Consider the following 17,107-nt stretch of genomic DNA (forward strand, 5'->3'; position numbering starts at 1 on the left):
GGGATGGATTCCCCGCTCCCCTACGGTTCCTGGCCCTCCCCCTTCCGTGCGACGTCTGTCGCCGCTGCGTCTCCGCGCACCGACGGAGCACGTTTCGTCGGCGACGACATCTGGTGGGGTCAGACGATGCCCTCCGAGGGCGGACGAACGACGGTCCTGCGCCGGCGACCCGACGGATCGATCGACGATCTACTCCCCGCTCCGCTCAGCGCGCGCTCGCGCGTCCACGAGTACGGAGGCGGTGCGTGGACGGCCGCCGACGGCGAGCTGGTCTTCTCCGAGAAATCCGACCAACGCGTGTGGGCACTCACGCCCGGCGGTCGCCCGCGCCCGCTCACCCCCGATGACCCCTCCGCGCGATTCGCGGGACTCACGTGGGGCGCAGGGACGCTGCTGGCCGTCCGCGAACGCCACGAAGGAGCCCCGGTACCCGCTCGCGACATCGTGCGGATCCCGCTCGACGGGTCGGCCGCCGACGATGCCGATCGCCTCGTGAGCGTGGCGGGCGGCACCGACTTCGTCGCGCAACCCGCGATCTCTCCCGACGGCGCGCGTCTGGCCTGGGTCGCGTGGAACCACCCCGACATGCCCTGGGATCGCACGCAGCTGCGCATCGCCGAGATCGTCGACGGCCGCGCATCCGCTCCGCGGACGATCAACGCCCGCGGCACGGCCGCGCTGCAGCCGGTGTGGACGGCCCCGAACGAGGTGACCTACTCCGATGACCCGACCGGACGGTGGAACCTCTGGCGTGCAGACGGCGACGCCGCGCCCGTCGCCCTGGCTCCGGCAGACGCCGACACCGGCGGCGCGCTCTGGGTGCTCGGTACGCGCTGGTTCGGAGCGCTCGACGACGGTCGCCTCGTCGCGGTCCGCACGAACGGGGCCGACGAACTCGTCATGGTCGACGGCGACCGGGTCGACCCGCTGCCGGTACCGATCGTCGCCGGCGCTGCCGTCGAGGACGTCTCGACGACGCGCGCGCTCGTCTCGGGTGCGACCGCCTCGGGCGGCGCCGGTCTCTGGCTCGTCGACGCGAGCGATCTCGGTGCTCCGACGGTGGAACGCCTCGCCGGCGGCTCGAACGGCCCGGGCCCGGAGTGGTTCCCGACCGCGCGGTCGATCACCGCCCCCGGACCCCACGGGCCGGTGCATGCCTTCGCCTACCCGCCGACGAATCCCGAGGTGACCGCCCCGGCGGATGAGAAGCCGCCGTACCTCGTGCTGGTGCACGGGGGTCCGACGTCGCACGTGGGTCCTGCGGCGTCGGCCAAGATCGCGTACTTCACAAGCCGCGGAATCGGTGTGCTCGACGTCAACTACGGCGGTTCGACCGGCTACGGACGCCCCTACCGCGATCGCCTTCGCGGGCAGTGGGGCGTCGTCGACGTCGACGACGTGGCCGCCGCCGCGACCGCTCTCAGCGACGACGGGCTCGCCGACCCGTCGCGGATCGCGATCGAGGGCGGCTCCGCCGGCGGATGGACGGTGCTGTCGGCCCTCGTCCGCACCGACGTCTTCGCGGCCGGTATCTCGCGGTACGGCGTCGGGGACGCCCGTGCCCTCGCCGCCGACACGCACGACTTCGAAGCGCGCTATCTCGACGGCCTCATCGGCCCGCTCCCCGAGGCCGAGCCGCTCTACATCGAGCGCTCACCGCTGACGTCGGCCGACCGATTCCGTGTGCCGATGCTCATCCTCCAGGGGTCGGAAGACGCCGTCGTACCGCCCGCGCAGGCCGAGGCCATCCGCGATGCCCTCGTCGCGCGAGGGGTCCCGCACGCGTACGTCCTGTACGACGGCGAGGGGCACGGCTTCCGCACCGCCGAAACGATCGTCCACGCTCTCGAGAGCGAACTGGCGTTCCTCGGTGCGGCCTTCGGATTCGACACGCCCGACGTGCCCGAGCTCACTCTCGACTGACGACTCGTCCGCAGCATCCGGCCCCGGCACAGACGGATGCTGCGGAGACGGATGCTGCGGAGAGGTCAGGCCAGGAACGGCTGCAGGTCGGAGGCCAGCTTCGCCCCGACGTGGGCGTGCAGGAATGTTCCTTCGGCCTGGTGCTCCTGCGAGACGATGATGCCGCTCTCGTGCGCCGCGGAGACCAGATCACCGCGGTCGTACGGCACCACGGCGCGCACCTCCACGGCGGGCAGAGGCAGGGCCTCCTCGATCACCGCGCGCAGCTCGTCGATTCCCTCGCCGGTACGCGAGGACACGAACAGCGCGGAGGACTCGAGGCCGCGCAGCACGAGACGCGAGTCGGCATCGATGAGATCCGCCTTGTTGAAGACGACGATCTCGCGTGTCGATCGCGCACCGACGTCGCCCATGACATCGCGAACCGTCGCGAGCTGCGCGGCGGGGTCGGGGTGCGAGCCATCCACCACGTGCACGATGACGTCGGCGTCGCCGACCTCCTCGAGCGTGGAACGGAACGCCTCGACCAGCTGGTGCGGGAGGTTGCGTACGAAACCGACGGTGTCGGTCAGCGTGTACACGCGCCCGTCTGCGGTCTCGGAGCGGCGCACGGACGTGTCGAGCGTGGCGAACAGCGCGTTCTCCACGAGGACACCGGCGCGAGTCAGACGGTTCAGGAGGCTCGACTTGCCCGCGTTGGTGTATCCCGTGATCGCGACGGCCGGAATGGTGTTGCGCTTGCGCTCGGCCCGCTTCGCTTCGCGCGCGGGCGCGAAGTCGCGGATCTGGCGGCGCAGCACGGCCATCTTGGTGCGGATGCGCCGGCGATCGAGCTCGATCTTCGTCTCACCCGGACCACGAGACCCCATACCGGCACCGCCGGCACCGACCTGGCCACCGGCCTGGCGGCTCATCGAGTCACCCCAGCCGCGCAGGCGCGGAAGGAGGTACTCGAGCTGGGCGAGTTCGACCTGCGCCTTGCCCTCGCGGCTCTTGGCGTGCTGGCTGAAGATGTCGAGGATGACGGTGGTGCGGTCGATGACCTTCACCTTGACGACGTCCTCGAGCGCGCGCCGCTGGCTGGGTGCGAGCTCGGTGTCGACGATGACCGTGTCGGCGCCGACCGACGCGACGATGTCGCGCAGCTCCTGCGCCTTCCCACTGCCGATGTAGGTCGCGGGGTCGGGGTTCGGACGCCGCTGCAGCACGCCGTCGAGAACGACCGCGCCCGCGGTCTCCGCGAGGGCGGACAGCTCGCGCAGCGAGTTCTCGGCCTCTTCCTGCTGTCCTTGCGGGTGCACGCCGACGAGAACGACGTTCTCGAGGCGCAACTGTCGGTACTCGACCTCGGTGACGTCTTCGAGCTCGGTGGACAGACCGACCACGCGGCGCAGGGCGGCGCGGTCCTCGCGGTCCCACTGGTCGCCGTCGGTGTCACCGTACGAAACGGTTCTGTCGTCCTGGAGCGCCTGGGCTGCTCCGAACACACGCACCCCGGAGTGCGCTTCGGCGCGCGCGAGCACTCGATCCACCGGGTCGACCGGCATCTCATCCGCGCTCTGGGGGATTGTGGTGTCTGTCATCTGTTCCTTCCATCGCGCCGCCCTCGGCCGAAGGCCGGGGCCGCAGCATCCATAAACTCTAATCCTCCCGTCGGGAGGACGATCTCTCCGATACGCTCTCCGCATGGGGAGCGACCACTACTTCACCGGGTCTCCCTCCAGCGCAGAGAACCTCCGGCGCCTGCGAGTGACCCTCGCCGGCCGCGATGTCGAGGTTGTCACCGCTGGTGGCGTCTTCAGTCCCGACCGTCTCGATGCCGGCACCGCCGTGCTGCTGGCCAACACGCCGTCGCCCCCTGCAGGCGGCGATTTCCTCGACCTCGGGAGCGGGTGGGGGCCGATCTCGCTGTCCCTCGCACTCGACGCCCCGCACGCCACGGTGTGGGCGGTCGATGTCAACGAGCGAGCACTCGACCTCGTGCGTCGCAACGCGGAGATTCTCGGGCTCACCAATGTGAACGCCGTGCGGCCCGAGAATGTTCCCGCCGACGTGGCCTTCCGCACCATCCGCTCGAATCCCCCGATCCGAGTGGGCAAGAACGAACTGCACGGAATGCTGGAAACCTGGCTCCCCCGGCTCGAGGAGAGATCGGACGCGTGGCTCGTCGTGCAGCGCAACCTCGGCTCGGACTCCCTGCAGCGCTGGCTCGGTGCCACGCTTCCGCGGGGCTTCAGCGTTCAGCGCGCGGCGACGGGGCGCGGGTACCGCGTGCTGAAGGTGCGCCGACACGGTACGCCCGCGACTGCGGCGATCGACATCGTCTCGGCCGACGACGGCGACGTTCAGACTAGCGAGACCTCACCCGAGTAGACGAGCACCGCCGGTCCTGACAGCAGGACGTGCTCGCCGTCGGACTCATCGACGATGCGCACGCCCAGCGTGCCGCCGGGTACGTCCACCTGCCACCGTCGCGGAGCCGCAGGACCCGCCCAGTGCCGCACCGCGAGAGCGGCGGCCGCGACGCCCGTGCCGCACGAGAGGGTCTCGCCGACGCCCCGTTCGAACACGCGCATCCGCACTTCGCCGACGCCGTCGCGCACCAGCGGGTCGCCGGGCACGACGAACTCGACGTTCGCACCGTGGCGCGGCTCGGGGTCGAGGATCGGGCGGTAGGACAGGTCGAGCGCGTCGAGCTCGGTAGGCGACGACAGAGCGACCACGACGTGCGGGTTGCCCACATCGATGCCCGTGCCCGGCCGGGCGACATCGAGGCCGCGTGCGCGCACCAGGATGTCGTCCGGCTCCGCACGCCAGACCCCGAGGTCGACCTCGAATCCGCGGTCACTGCGGGTGAGCGTCTTCACGCCCGCTCGGGTGCCGATGCGCAGGCCGCCGTCGATGGAGGCGAGACCGGCGTCGACGAGGTAGCGGGCGAACACTCGCGTTCCGTTGCCGCACATCTCGGCCTTCGAACCGTCGGCGTTGCGGTAGTCCATGAACCACTCGGCCCCGGATGCTGCAGCCTCGGCTCCTTCGTCGATCGCCGTGGAGCGGACGACGCGGAGGAGGCCATCGGCGCCGATGCCCATGTGCCGATCGCAGAGCGCGGCGATCTGGTCGTCGGTGAGGTCGAGGGAGCCGTCAGGGTCGGCGATCACGACGAAATCGTTGCCGGTACCGTGACCCTTCGTGAACGGGAGGGTGCGCGACATGCGACCCAGTCTACGAGTCGTGCGAACCGGGGTCGGGAGCCTGGGTCGCGCCGACAAGAGTTCGCTCGACGAGCGCCGCGGTGTCGACCGAGCGGGAGTCGACCCACGCGACGTCGCGATAGCGCCGGAACCACGACACCTGTCGTCGGGCGTAGCGGCGGGTCAGCGCCTGCGTCTGGGCGATCGCCTCCGACTCGGTGAGTTCGCCTCTGAGTTGCCCGAGGGCCTGCGCGTAACCGATGGCCCGACGCGCCGTGACGCCATCCTCGAGCCCGCGTTCGCGCAGCGCCGCGGCCTCGGCGACGAGGCCGTCGCGCCACATGCCCTCCACGCGCGCGTCGAGCATGGGCACGAGCTCGGCGCGTTCGATACGTGTTCCGACGGCGGTGGTCGCCTCGTGCCACAGCACCGGCTCGTCGGGCAGCGCGGCGCCATGGGTGTCCTCGCCCTGCGCGAGCACCTCCAGCGCGCGCACGATGCGTCGGCCGTTCTTCGGATCGACGCGTGCCGCCGTGACCGGGTCCTGTTCCTGCAGCCGGGCGAAGAGCATCCCGGGTCCGAGACGCTCGAGCTCGGCCTCGAGCTCGGCGCGGACGGCGGCGTCACGGGGCGGGAACGCGAAATCGAACACCACGCTGGAGACGTAGAGCCCCGAACCCCCGACGAGCACCGCGTCTGCTCCGCGGGCGTGGATGCGACGCACGACATCTCGCGCAGCATCCTGGTACCAGGCCACGGCGGCTTCGTCGGTCACCTCCAACGCGTCGAAGAGGTGGTGCGGGATGCCACGTCGTTCGTCGTCACGCAGCTTCGCCGTTCCGATGTCCATGCCGCGGTACAGCTGCATCGCGTCGGCGTTGACGATCTCGGCCGCCGTTCCCCGGGCGGTGAGCGCCTCGGCGAGCGCGAGGGAGAGCCCGGTCTTGCCGGTGCCGGTGGCACCGACGACGGCCCAGAGCCTCGGCGGGCGGCTCACACCCCGACGCGCAGCGACGGCAGGCCGAGCGAGATCGCGCGAGGCGCGCCCGCTTCGCCGGCGGGGGTCGGTACACCGCACGACTCCGCCTGGGATCGATCCCAGGCGTCGCCCGCACGCGTGCGCCGGATGCGCAGCGGCGCACCGTCGGACGCGTCGGCGAGGAGGTAGTACGGTGCCGCGCGGGTGATCCCGACCGTCACGATGTCGCCCGGGCGCGGGACGGCAGATCCGGCCGGCAGTTCGAAGTGCACGAGGCGGTTGTCTTCGGCTCGACCGGTCAAGCGGTGCGTCGAAGCGTCTTTCTTGCCCTCGCCCGTCGAGACGAGCACCTGGACCTCCCGGCCCACCTGCATCGCGTTCTCCTCGAGCGAGATGCGGTCCTGCAGGGCGAGGAGACGTTCGTAGCGCTCCTGCACGACGGCCTTCGGAACCTGGTCCGCCATCGTCGCCGCCGGGGTGCCCTCGCGAATCGAGTACTGGAAGGTGAAGGCGCTGGAGAACCGGGATGCTTCGACCACCCGCAACGTCTCTTCGAAGTCGGCCTCGGTCTCGCCCGGGAATCCGACGATGATGTCGGTCGTGATCGAAGCCTGAGGGATGAGCGCGCGCACCCGCTCGAGGATGCCCAGGAACTTCTCGCTCCGATACGACCGGCGCATGGCTTTGAGAACGCGGTCGCTTCCCGACTGCAGCGGCATGTGCAGCTGCGGCATCACGGCGGGCGTCTCGGCCATGGCGGCGATCACGTCGTCGGTGAAGGCGGCCGGGTGCGGGCTCGTGAACCGGATGCGCTCGAGCCCTTCGATCTGACCGGCTGCTCGGAGCAGTTTGCCGAACGCGAGGCGGTCACCGAACTCGACGCCGTACGAGTTGACGTTCTGCCCGAGCAGCGTCACCTCGATCGCGCCGTCGTCGACGAGCATGCGGATCTCGTTGAGGATGTCGCCCGGACGGCGGTCCTTCTCCTTGCCGCGAAGGCTCGGCACGATGCAGAACGTGCAGGTGTTGTTGCACCCGACCGAGATGGAGACCCAGCCTGCGGCGACGCTGTCGCGTTTGGTCGGCAGGGTCGAGGGGAAGACTTCGAGCGCTTCGAGGATCTCGAGCTCCGCATCGCCGTTGTGACGCGCGCGCTCGAGCAGGCTCGGCAGCGATCCCATGTTGTGCGTTCCGAAGACCACGTCGACCCAGGGCGCCTTGTCGAGCACCGCCTGCTTGTCCATCTGAGCCATGCACCCGCCGACCGCGATCTGCATGCCCTCGCGGACGTCCTTGCGCGATTTGAGGTGACCGAGGGTTCCGTAGAGCTTTCCGGCGGCGTTGTCGCGTACCGCGCAGGTGTTGATCACGACGACGTCGGCGTCCGTGCCCGCCTCGGCGGGCAGGTAGCCCGCGCTCTCGAGCGAGCCCGAGAGGCGTTCCGAGTCGTGGACGTTCATCTGGCACCCGAAGGTCCGCACCTCGTAGGTGCGGGGCTGACCGTCGAAGCGCAGGGCCGCGGGCGACCGATCGATCACCGTCGGGGTGCGAGAAGGCATGCTCATGATGGGCCCATTCTACGAGCCGCGCCCCGTGCGGGCCCGCGACCCGGTCGGCTCGACCGGGTCGCTCACGGTGCCGTAACCGGCCCCGCAGAAGCCGTGCCGAGGGTGACGCGCGCAATGCTCGAGGGGGTCAGCGCATCGGCCAGCCCGATCCGCAACGCCGAGACGAGGTACTGCGGCGTGGAGTCGTCGGTGCCGGCGATGTACGTCGATCCGGGCGGTGCGCCCGGGCGGTCGGGTTGCACGTTGACCATCAGCGACAGGATCGACGGCAGCACGTTCACGACGGAGCCCACGCGAGCGACGATCGTGTTCACGGCGGTGGAGAGCGTCGCGCCGAGCGAGGTGATCGCGCCGAGCGCGGTGGTGGTGATCTGGTTCGCCACGACGGCGACCAGCACGGACGAGAGCAGCTCGACCGAGGCGATCAGCTGGCCGACGGTCGGAAGGCCCAGCGCTTGGAGAAGGATGCTGATCGCGCCGACCACGCCCGCGGCCTCCGCATCGATCGCGAACGTCGCCGTGCCGTCGAGCACCGCGCCGACCGGCCCGACATAGTCGATCGACACGTCGAGAACGTCCAGACCGGGCAGGATACCGATCCCCGGTGCGCCGATGACGGCGCTCAGATCGATCGTCAGGGTGGCCGCACGCAGGTTCTGCTGCAGCGCTGCGGTGATCTGCGACGTCCAGGTGTTCAGCAGATCGCCGACCCGGGTGACGATCGGCGCCAGCACGTCGGAGTTCACGACGATCTCGGTGTTGGGTGGGGCGTTGTTGAGCGACGGGAGCAGAGCATCGAGATCGATGTCGACCATGCCGCTCTGCAGATCGACCGTCACCACGCCGTCCGTCAACGGCGTGGACAGCAGCGACGCCACCGCTCCCCCGAGATTCAGCCCGGAGAGCGTGACGTTTCCGCCGATGCTCGTGGTCAGGATGCCGGGAAGAGCGAGATCCAGGCGGGCCCCGATCGCCGACGAGATCAGACCCGACGAACCGAGGAGCGAGGCGATCGCCGAGTTGACGTTCGTGATCCCCGTCGTGGCGGTGCCCGCCAGCTCGCCGACAGCCGGCACCTCGACGTCGAGACCGAGGCCCGCGACGGCATAGCTGCGCGTGCTTCCCGTGACCATGCCGTCGCCCCACGTCGACGACCTCAGCGCGGCGCAGCCGTCCAGCTCCGAGCTCGCACCGACGGCGCCCACCCGCAGATCCGCGCCCGCGATCCCCGTGAGGAGGGGAAGCAACTCGTCTAGGCGGATGGTCGCCGGCGACGGCAGGGAACCGCTCGGAGTCGTTCCGACCGTGACGACGCCGCTGTCGTTCACCAGGCCCGAGGCACCGGCGGCTGACCCGAATCCCGACACCCGCGCGTACTGGTTGGCGGCGCCGAGCGCCGCGCCGGGCACCGGCACCTCGAATCCGCTCATGTCGACCCCCGCGATGCCCAAGAGGTCGACGTCGAAGGGATTGGCGTAGGTGAGGGCGGCGAGATTCACGGCGTCCGGGGGCTGAACCGACAGCACGCCGTCGGCCCCGAGCACGAGCCGCATCTCTTCGAGGTCGGCCACAGGGTCGAGGTCGGCGCCGAGCAGATCGCCCGAGAGGAAGCGCCCGTGCGACGTCGACGCGAAGCCGGCGTCTTCCCCGCACCGCAGCGACGACGTGCCGATATCTCCGTTCGCCCACTCCTCGTCGGTCCACGCGGCGGTGGTCGCCGTGACCGACAGCGGAACGACGACGACCGCGACCGCGGCGAACGCGAGCGCCGTGAGCGACCGTCGCATCACCGCTCCCCTCGGAACGGTCGCATCCGCAGGGCCGCACCGAGACCCAGAAGACCTGCCGCCATCGAGCCCACCGCCACCCAGAGCCACACGTCCGCCCCCGTCGCGGGAAGAACGCCGCCCCCTCCCGGCGGACCGACCGCAGGATCGACCGCGACGGCGGTGAGGCCGATGCCCATCGTTCCGACCAGGCCCATCAGCGAAGCATCCGCTCGCGCATCGGTCGAATCCTCCACGGCCAGGGTCACGAGCAGGAACACCGGGGCGGATGCTGCGCGCGACCCGAGCTGGAACGTCGGGCTCGACGCCGCGTACTCGTCGGACCGCGTCGCGACGGCGACCGGTGTTGCCGTGCCGGCGCACACCGGGGCCTCGCCCAGGCCGGTCCAGGGGACGTCGCATTCGTCCACGGTCATCTCGAGCCCCCGCGGGTGCGATACGAGTTCGCCGGTCTTGCGCAGTTGCACCGAGAGTGTGGCTCCGACGGCGTCCTCGAGGCGGGCGGCCACCTGCCAGTACGACGGATCGCCCGGGCTGAGATCGAGGAACTCCGCGGGGTACGGATCGGAAGACAGCACCAGTCGGCCGGGATGCCCCGTGGGCGGGACGTCGACCAACGCCGCGCGGGCAGCGGCGCCGGCGATGAGGCCCCCGCCGACCAGCAGCGCGAGTGAGACCACGGCGGTCAGCACCGCCGCGACGGTGCGTCGCAGAGGGAGGCGTGGGAAGGGCATCCGGGGTTCCTCTACTGCGGTCGCGGGACGCGAGAAGCGGGGGCAGGCCACAGCGCCCACGCGACCGCGGCGGCGACCACGAGAGTGATCCCCCCCATCGCGGCGGGAGTCTTCGCCGCGATCACCACCCACCCCGCTCCGGGCGCACCGACCATGACGCGACGCACGTCCTCGACGATGTACGGGTCGGGATCGTCGATCGTGTTCGCGTCGCCGCGAAGCACGAGGCTGCGGGCCTGCGCGTTGCCGGGTACGCCGTCGATCGCCACGACCCGGTGGGTGACCGGCGCCGTGGAGTTCGGGCGTGGCACCGTGACGATATCTCCCACCGCGAGTTCCGACGCCGCGACCTCCCGGACCACGGCGGCCGATCCCGTCGGCAGCGACGGGCCCATCGATCCCGTCACGAAGACGATGATCGACAGCCCGAGCGCGGCGGACGCGACGAGCCACACGATCGTGAGGATCCCGACCACTCCGAGCACCGCGATGACGGCATCTCGAACGACGTCCCGACGTCGCGGAGTCGCTGCCGCGTGCGCCGCGACCGGCCCGCCGGCCCGCGCGTGGTGCGCGGGTCCGCGGGCCGGCGCCTCGGTGAGAGAGGGCACGACGGGTGTCAGGACGTGGCCGCGAACTGCCAGGCGGGAGCGCCGGTGAGGCCCATGTAGTCCTCGACGTCCACGCCTGCGGCCGGGACGAAGGGGTCGGGCAGCGAGACCTCGAAGCAGTAGTACTGGGTGGAGTCCGCCGCAGCGAGGAGCGACTGCGCAGACGTGCCGCCGGACGCGAGCAGCGGCCCGTCGGCGATGAGCACGGGCGCGCCGGGTGCACCGCTGAATGCGGTGGCGTCGCACGTGAAGGGGGCGTCGTCGGTGACGACACGCACACCGAGGGCGGCAAGGAACAGGTCGTCGGGGTCGGTCACCGCCACCCCGGCGGCGGGGACGGCGGGCTGGAGCTCCACCTCACCGGCAACCGACGCGACAGTCGTTCGCAGGGCGACCGGCGCGTAGACCGCGTCGCCGGGCGAGAGCGCCAGCGCGGCGAGGCCGAAGACGATCTCGCCGCCGGGGTTCTCCTCCTCGTCGGTCCACGTCGCGTCCGCGAAGGGTGGCACGGTGTTCTGCTGAACCTCGAACGTCGACGTGCCGACCCCGGGCCCGCCGGCGCCGTTGCCGCCGAACACCCACTCGGTGTCGGTCCACGCGGCCAGCGTGGCCGATACGCCCAATCCGAGCACGGCGGCACCCGCCGTGACCGCGAAGACCTTCCGTCGCGTCGCTCGACGCCGCTCCTGTGTTTCCATGTCTACTCCCGCTCGTCTCCTGCGTCCGGAGGGCCCTACGCACACCGGCGATCGTGTGATCTGTGAGGACGCTAGAGCGCGGTGGGCCGATGCACGCGCCCCGCGCAGCGTTCCCGGTGAAAGATGCGAAAGCCGATCCGGATAGGGAGCGCAACCCCTTGGACCCAGAGCACGATGCGGGTAATTTTCGCGGTACTGGTGTCGTACCCCAGTGGTCGGTTGGGGGGATTCTTCCGCTACCGGGTAGTACGAGATCAGTAGGGTTGAAGATCCGCGCGGCAGGGCTGAGCCGCGACTCTCTCTGTCAGGTGCACAAGTGGGGGCCGCGAAAGCATGAGAACTCATCGAGATGACGACGGCGTCATAGGTGACGATCGCGATGTAGCGCGCGTCATCGATCTGCTGGAAACGGGCACGAGCATCGTTCTCGTCGGTCCGCTCGGAAGTGGGAAGAGCCACTTTCTCCGGCAGGTGATAGGCCGGCTGTCGACGACCTCGGACGAGCCTGTCGTCCTGCGCTCGATCGGGCCGCACGCCGCGGTGCCGCACGGAGCGCTGACGGCGTCGAGAGACCCGCGCGCCGCGCGCCTCCGCGACGGCCGGCCCGAGGAGACCGAGCGTCCGATCGTCATCATCGACGACGCGCAAGAGCTGGATCCGGCTTCGGTGTCTGCCGTCGTGCGTGCGGTCTACAGCGGGCACGCGACCGTACTGTTCGCTCTCACGGTGTCGCGCGAAGGGTCGACACGGCCGGCCGACGGCAACCCCGATGCGGCTCAGATGGCAACCGATCTCTGGCTGCGGGGCCTCGCGGAACGAATCGACCTCGCAGCCCTCACACCACGTGACGCAGATCTTCTCCTCGACCAGTTCGCTGCACCCGAACTCGACGCCATGACGCGTGCGTCGATCGTCGCCCTGGCCGACGGTTCCCGGATGCTGCTGAGAGAACTCGCCGCCGAGGCCGGTCACGCCCTCCGGCGTGGCCGGGATCCCATCGATGCGATGCGTGAGAGCCTGCCCAACGGGCGTCTCTCCGACGCCCTCGCGGCACACGGCGCTCAGCTGACGTCCGTGGAGAGGAGCACGCTGGCGACGCTGGGCAGGGTTCCCGGCATCTCCCGGGCCGACGCCGCGCGGTTCCTGCCCACGGCCGCCCTCGACTCACTCGTCAACGCGCGCCTCGTGCACGACGACGCGACCCCGACCCATCGCCTGACGGCCAACGCCGCACTTGCTCACGAGGTCGAGCGACGAATGGGAGCCGACGCGGTCACGCCGCTCCTGGACGGCGCGATTCGTCGAATGTTCGCACCGTCGAGCGAGTGGTGGTGCCCGCCGCTCGCCGTGCTCGCCGCACAATCATGGCTGCAGGAGGGCTCCCTCGGACCCGACTACGAATCGGTACCGCCCGCGATCCGCAACAAGGCCTCGCTCGAGGCGGCCCGACGGGCGAACGACCAGGGCGAGCCCGCGCAGGCCGTCGCACACGCGAGCCTCGGCCTGCGGGACGACGATGACGCCTTCCTCCTTCTGGAGCATGAGTTCGGGCGGGCGGCTCAGGGCGGCACCATCGACGTCGATGCGTTGATCGAGAGTCTCTCGGGGGTCCTCGTCGACGCCACGACCCTCCTTCGGTGCGTCCGCGTGGTGGGGCTCGCCGGACCGACGAACGCCGATGCCCTCGAGGCAGCCGTCGACCGGGTGGCCGCGGTGGAGTGCCCCGACCCCCGCGGCTCCGCAGAACTCGCCATGATGCGCGCCGACATCCTCGGCGCGCGTATGGAGTGGTCATCGGCCGTGGCGATCGCCGAGGCGGTCTTCGCCCAGCAGAGCAACTCGGCGTCCCTGCGGGTTCGAGCGGCCGCCCTCGCCGGGCTCGGGCACTCGTGCCTCGGAGCCGTGAGTGAGGCGCAGACATGGTTCCTGCGGGTTCACCGCACCGCCGGAGAGCGTGGAGGCATCACACCGATCACGACGGTCGACCGGCTGCGGATCGCCTGCAGCGAGATCGTGGCGGGCGCGGTGGCTGACACCGATCTCGGTCCGGTGCTGGCGAGGCTCGGCGGCGAGGTCGACGCGGCCGCCCGCCAAGGCGATGCGGAGTCGATTGCGACGGCCGGCCTCGTGCTGTCGTGCGCCTACGCCGTCACCGCAGACCCCGAACGCGCCGCGCGCGAGCTGGATGTCGCGGTGCGCCGGGCACGGCCACCCGCCGCCGCAGACCTGGTGCCGCTGGCGCAGATCGCCGTCGCGCATTCGCTCGCGCTCTTCGACCACGCCCACGAAGCGCGCCAGCTGCTCGACCGTATGGACCCTGCGGCCTTCGACGGTCTGCCGACCCTCGAGCACGCGCGAATGGTCGCGGAGACGTATGTCTTCACCGCACTCGGTCAACCCACCGAGGCCCTCGACGCCGCCCGCTCCGCTGCCACGGCCTCCGAGACAGCACCCGCGCTCCAGGCGCGCGATCTCTTCCAGATGGTGGCCCTGGGCGCCAATGACGACGCCCTCCCCCGGATGCAGCGGATGGCCGCCTCCTCCGACGCACCGGCGACGCAGAGGCTGTCCGCCGCAGCCGAAGCGTTGTCGGCACTCGACGACCCCGAGCGCGACCTCGTCGCGGCCATGCGACGAGCGACGACGTGGGGCGACAACGGTCCCACGCGCGGCATCGGTATCGCGCGCGACTCACCGGCACCGAACGGCGCTCAGCGCGGCGCGTCGTCTGCCACCACCGACGTGGAGCTCACGCGTCGCGAACGCGAGATCGCGCTGCTGGTCGCAGAAGGCCTCGGCAACCGCGAGATCGCCGAGCGTCTCTATCTCTCGGTGCGCACAGTCGAGTCCCACGTCTACCAGGCGCGCACGAAGCTGGGCGCGGCGTCGCGCGTAGAACTGGGGCGGACCGTCGCTCCGCGCGGCGGCACGTCGCAGAAGACGCACACCGTGCGAGGCCTCTGAGACGAGTCGATCGACGCGAGGTCGGATGCCTACAGCTCGTCGAGCGCCTGACGAGCGGCAGTCATCGACACCGACGAGGGGTAGCCGCGTCGGGCGAGCTGACCGAGAAGCCGCCGCAAGGCCGTCTCTCGGTCACGCGCTCCCAGAGAACGCGCCTTGGTGCGTGCGAACTCGAGAGCGCGTTCGAGATCGTCATCGGGCATCTCCGACAGGACGGTCTCGACCACGTCACGCGGGATGCCTCGCCGTGTCAGAAGTGGCGAGATGGCCTGCCGCCCCTGCCCCTTGCGCTCGACGGCCGCCCGCACGAGCTGCTGGGACAGCGACACATCATCGAGGTACCCGAGGCGTTCGAACTGGTCCAAGAGCTCGTCGGCGGCACCGCCGGTCATTCCCGCAGCGATGAGCACACCCCGCGACTCGGAAACGGACAACTGCCTCGTCCGGAGCTTTCGAAGCAGACTCGCCTCAGCCGCGTCGCGCACCTCGCTCGGATCGACCGCCTCGGCACCGGGCGCTCCGTCGTCGGCCGACACCTCGGCGGCCCTCCGGCCCTCCGACGATCGCCGAGCGTTGGATTCGGGGGTGACCCAACTCGCGTGCCACGGGATCTCGGTGTCGCCGCGGGATGCCTCCGCCCGTGGCGCCTCCGGTGGCACCGAACGCGGGCGGTCGCTGCGCGGGGCTTCCCGGCGCCCGGAATACTCACCGCCGAAAAGCGGGATCACGGGGGCGAGAGCGGATTCCTCGCTCTCGCCCCCGTCGATCGGCGCCATGTCAGGCGGGGCGGCGAGCCGCGAGCTCGTCTGAGACGGAGGCGTCGTCGCGGGCGCCGCCGATACCGAGCTTGCTCTTGATCTTCGACTCGATCTCGGTGGCCATGTCGGGGTTCTTCAGCAAGAAGTTGCGGGCGTTCTCCTTGCCCTGCCCGAGCTGCTCGCCGTCGTAGGTGTACCACGCACCCGACTTCTTGACGATCGCGTGTTCGACCCCGAAGTCGATCAGGCTGCCCTCGCGCGAGATTCCGATGCCGTAGAGGATGTCGAACTCCGCCTGCTTGAAGGGCGGGGCCATCTTGTTCTTCACGACCTTCACACGCGTGCGGTTTCCGACCGCCTCGGTGCCGTCCTTCAGGGTCTCGATGCGTCGGATGTCGAGGCGCACCGAAGCGTAGAACTTCAGCGCCTTTCCGCCGGCGGTCGTCTCGGGCGAACCGAAGAAGACACCGATCTTCTCGCGCAGCTGGTTGATGAAGATCATCGTCGTGTTGGTCGTGTTCAGGCCACCGGTCAGCTTGCGCAGTGCCTGCGACATGAGACGTGCCTGCAGACCGACGTGGGAATCGCCCATCTCGCCTTCGATCTCGGCGCGCGGCACGAGGGCTGCGACGGAGTCGATGACGACCAGGTCGACGGCACCCGAACGCACGAGCATGTCGGCGATCTCGAGGGCCTGCTCACCGGTGTCGGGCTGCGACACCAGCAGGGAGTCGATGTCGACACCGAGCTTCTTCGCATAGTCGGGGTCGAGGGCGTGCTCGGCGTCGATGAACGCGGCGATGCCACCGGCTCGCTGGACATTGGCGATCGCGTGGAGCGTCAGGGTGGTCTTACCCGAAGACTCGGGACCGTAGATCTCGATGATGCGGCCGCGCGGGAGTCCGCCGACCCCGAGAGCGACGTCGAGCGCGATGGATCCGGTGGGGATGACCTCGACGGGAGCACGGTCGTCGCTGCCCAGTCGCATGACCGAGCCTTTTCCGAACTGCCGATCGATCTGGGCGAGTGCCGATTCCAGGGCCTTCTCGCGGTCTGCGGGTGATGGCATGACGTGCTCCTCTTGTTCGCGTTCCGTCGCCTGTAGGCTGTCGCGCTCCTCGCCGACGGCGGGGATGCAGAGACAAGGCGTGGGTGTCATCCGACGATGTCCACGCTAGGGAGGGCCACCGACATCGAGCCGGGGCTGCGCCCGAACGCGGACACTCACGTCCTCGAACACCACTGTGCAGGAGACTACGCCGGTATCGAACACTTCTTCGATGACACGCCGACGGGAGCGAGGTCGGATTCGTCGGTGATTTCCGTCAGCGCCGACGCGGTTCGAGGCGTCCTGCGCCGTACCGGCGACTCTCGGGGACGTCGGTCTCGGCGCACAGCGCCAGCCAGACGTCTCGCGGAGGCACGCCCGCCGTCAAGGCCTCACGCGCGGTTCGGCCGCCGAGCGCCATCAGCGACAGGTCTGCGGCGAGCGAATCGCCTTGCGGGCCGAACTCGTCGGAGACGGCTCGATCGAACTCGCTACGACGCACAGTCGACGAAGAGTGCGCTCAGCGCAGGGACAGCTGGGGCTCGACAGAGGCCACCAGGTCGTCGGGAACGACGTCGGGGAAGGTCTGCAGGCCTTCGATCACCGAGAGCCGGTCGCCGACCTCGCGCATGATCGTGGAGATGGGCACGTCAAGTGCCTCTGCAACCGAAGCGAGGATCTCGCTCGACGCCTCTTTCTGACCGCGCTCGACCTCGCTGAGGTAACCCAGCGCCACACTCGCACGGCTCGCGACCTGACGAAGGGTGCGACCCTTTTGCTGGCGGAGATCACGAAGGACTTCACCGATCTCTTGACGTACCAGGATCATTTGGGGCCCCTCCT

15 protein-coding genes are annotated in these 17,107 nt (G+C 70.1%); 3 read left to right on the plus strand and 12 right to left on the minus strand.

Features of this window, described 5'->3' with window-relative positions:
* Positions 1-3 precede the first annotated feature (3 nt).
* Positions 4-1,923 carry a S9 family peptidase gene (locus ABTU82_RS13920; RefSeq protein ID WP_407173881.1) on the plus strand — a complete coding sequence of 640 codons (1,920 nt, stop codon included), beginning with the start codon at positions 4-6 and terminating at the stop codon, positions 1,921-1,923.
* Between the two features lie 65 nt (positions 1,924-1,988).
* Here the strand turns inward: ABTU82_RS13920 and hflX are convergent, their stop codons facing one another.
* Positions 1,989-3,506 (minus strand): GTPase HflX, encoded by a 1,518-nt coding sequence (hflX, locus tag ABTU82_RS13925; RefSeq protein ID WP_121150497.1) that lies wholly within the window; start codon positions 3,504-3,506, stop codon positions 1,989-1,991.
* Positions 3,507-3,609: 103 nt separating this feature from the next.
* Between hflX and ABTU82_RS13930 the strand changes: the two genes are divergently transcribed.
* The gene (locus ABTU82_RS13930) at positions 3,610-4,296 is read left to right on the plus strand and encodes a class I SAM-dependent methyltransferase (RefSeq protein WP_116647330.1); all 687 of its coding nucleotides are present in this window, start codon (positions 3,610-3,612) and stop codon (positions 4,294-4,296) included.
* On the opposite strand, the gene dapF is transcribed toward ABTU82_RS13930, so the two are convergent.
* The 7 genes from dapF to ABTU82_RS13965 form a co-directional block, all read right to left on the minus strand.
* Entirely contained in the window at positions 4,269-5,138 is an 870-nt protein-coding gene (dapF, locus tag ABTU82_RS13935; protein ID WP_407173882.1) for a diaminopimelate epimerase, read from the minus strand. The genes ABTU82_RS13930 and dapF overlap by 28 nt on opposite strands.
* 10 nt (positions 5,139-5,148) lie before the next feature.
* Positions 5,149-6,114 (minus strand): tRNA (adenosine(37)-N6)-dimethylallyltransferase MiaA, encoded by a 966-nt coding sequence (gene miaA, locus ABTU82_RS13940; protein ID WP_407173883.1) that lies wholly within the window; start codon positions 6,112-6,114, stop codon positions 5,149-5,151.
* Positions 6,111-7,661, minus strand: coding sequence for a tRNA (N6-isopentenyl adenosine(37)-C2)-methylthiotransferase MiaB (gene miaB, locus ABTU82_RS13945; protein WP_407173884.1), 1,551 nt, complete (start codon positions 7,659-7,661; stop codon positions 6,111-6,113). Before miaB ends, miaA begins: the two co-directional genes overlap by 4 nt.
* 65 nt (positions 7,662-7,726) lie before the next feature.
* Positions 7,727-9,451 carry a choice-of-anchor G family protein gene (locus ABTU82_RS13950; protein WP_407173885.1) on the minus strand — a complete coding sequence of 575 codons (1,725 nt, stop codon included), beginning with the start codon at positions 9,449-9,451 and terminating at the stop codon, positions 7,727-7,729.
* The gene (locus ABTU82_RS13955; protein WP_407173886.1) at positions 9,451-10,185 is read right to left on the minus strand and encodes a hypothetical protein; all 735 of its coding nucleotides are present in this window, start codon (positions 10,183-10,185) and stop codon (positions 9,451-9,453) included. Before ABTU82_RS13955 ends, ABTU82_RS13950 begins: the two co-directional genes overlap by 1 nt.
* Positions 10,186-10,196: 11 nt before the next feature.
* On the minus strand, positions 10,197-10,796 hold the full coding sequence (locus ABTU82_RS13960) for a signal peptidase I (protein ID WP_165817953.1): 600 nt from the start codon (positions 10,794-10,796) through the stop codon (positions 10,197-10,199).
* Between the two features lie 8 nt (positions 10,797-10,804).
* A complete protein-coding gene (locus ABTU82_RS13965; protein WP_407173887.1) occupies positions 10,805-11,494 on the minus strand; it encodes a SipW-dependent-type signal peptide-containing protein in 690 nt (229 codons plus the stop codon).
* 333 nt (positions 11,495-11,827) lie between these two features.
* Between ABTU82_RS13965 and ABTU82_RS13970 the strand changes: the two genes are divergently transcribed.
* Complete coding sequence (locus ABTU82_RS13970; RefSeq protein ID WP_407173888.1) at positions 11,828-14,458, plus strand: LuxR C-terminal-related transcriptional regulator; 2,631 nt, start codon at positions 11,828-11,830, stop codon at positions 14,456-14,458.
* A gap of 29 nt (positions 14,459-14,487) precedes the next feature.
* Here ABTU82_RS13970 and ABTU82_RS13975 read toward each other — a convergent pair whose 3' ends face one another.
* The 4 genes from ABTU82_RS13975 to ABTU82_RS13990 all read right to left on the minus strand — a co-directional run bounded on the left by ABTU82_RS13975 (position 14,488) and on the right by ABTU82_RS13990 (position 17,093).
* Positions 14,488-15,234, minus strand: coding sequence for a regulatory protein RecX (locus ABTU82_RS13975; RefSeq protein WP_116647338.1), 747 nt, complete (start codon positions 15,232-15,234; stop codon positions 14,488-14,490).
* A gap of 1 nt (position 15,235) precedes the next feature.
* Positions 15,236-16,285 (minus strand): recombinase RecA, encoded by a 1,050-nt coding sequence (recA, locus tag ABTU82_RS13980; RefSeq protein WP_116647339.1) that lies wholly within the window; start codon positions 16,283-16,285, stop codon positions 15,236-15,238.
* A gap of 256 nt (positions 16,286-16,541) precedes the next feature.
* Positions 16,542-16,766 (minus strand): DUF3046 domain-containing protein, encoded by a 225-nt coding sequence (locus tag ABTU82_RS13985; protein ID WP_116647340.1) that lies wholly within the window; start codon positions 16,764-16,766, stop codon positions 16,542-16,544.
* A gap of 18 nt (positions 16,767-16,784) precedes the next feature.
* Positions 16,785-17,093: a helix-turn-helix domain-containing protein gene (locus ABTU82_RS13990; protein WP_116647341.1), complete on the minus strand. Its 309-nt coding sequence runs from the start codon at positions 17,091-17,093 to the stop codon at positions 16,785-16,787.
* Positions 17,094-17,107 lie beyond the last annotated feature (14 nt).

Origin of the sequence: Microbacterium deferens, from assembly GCF_045517775.1 — a bacterium.
GTDB lineage: Bacteria > Actinomycetota > Actinomycetes > Actinomycetales > Microbacteriaceae > Microbacterium.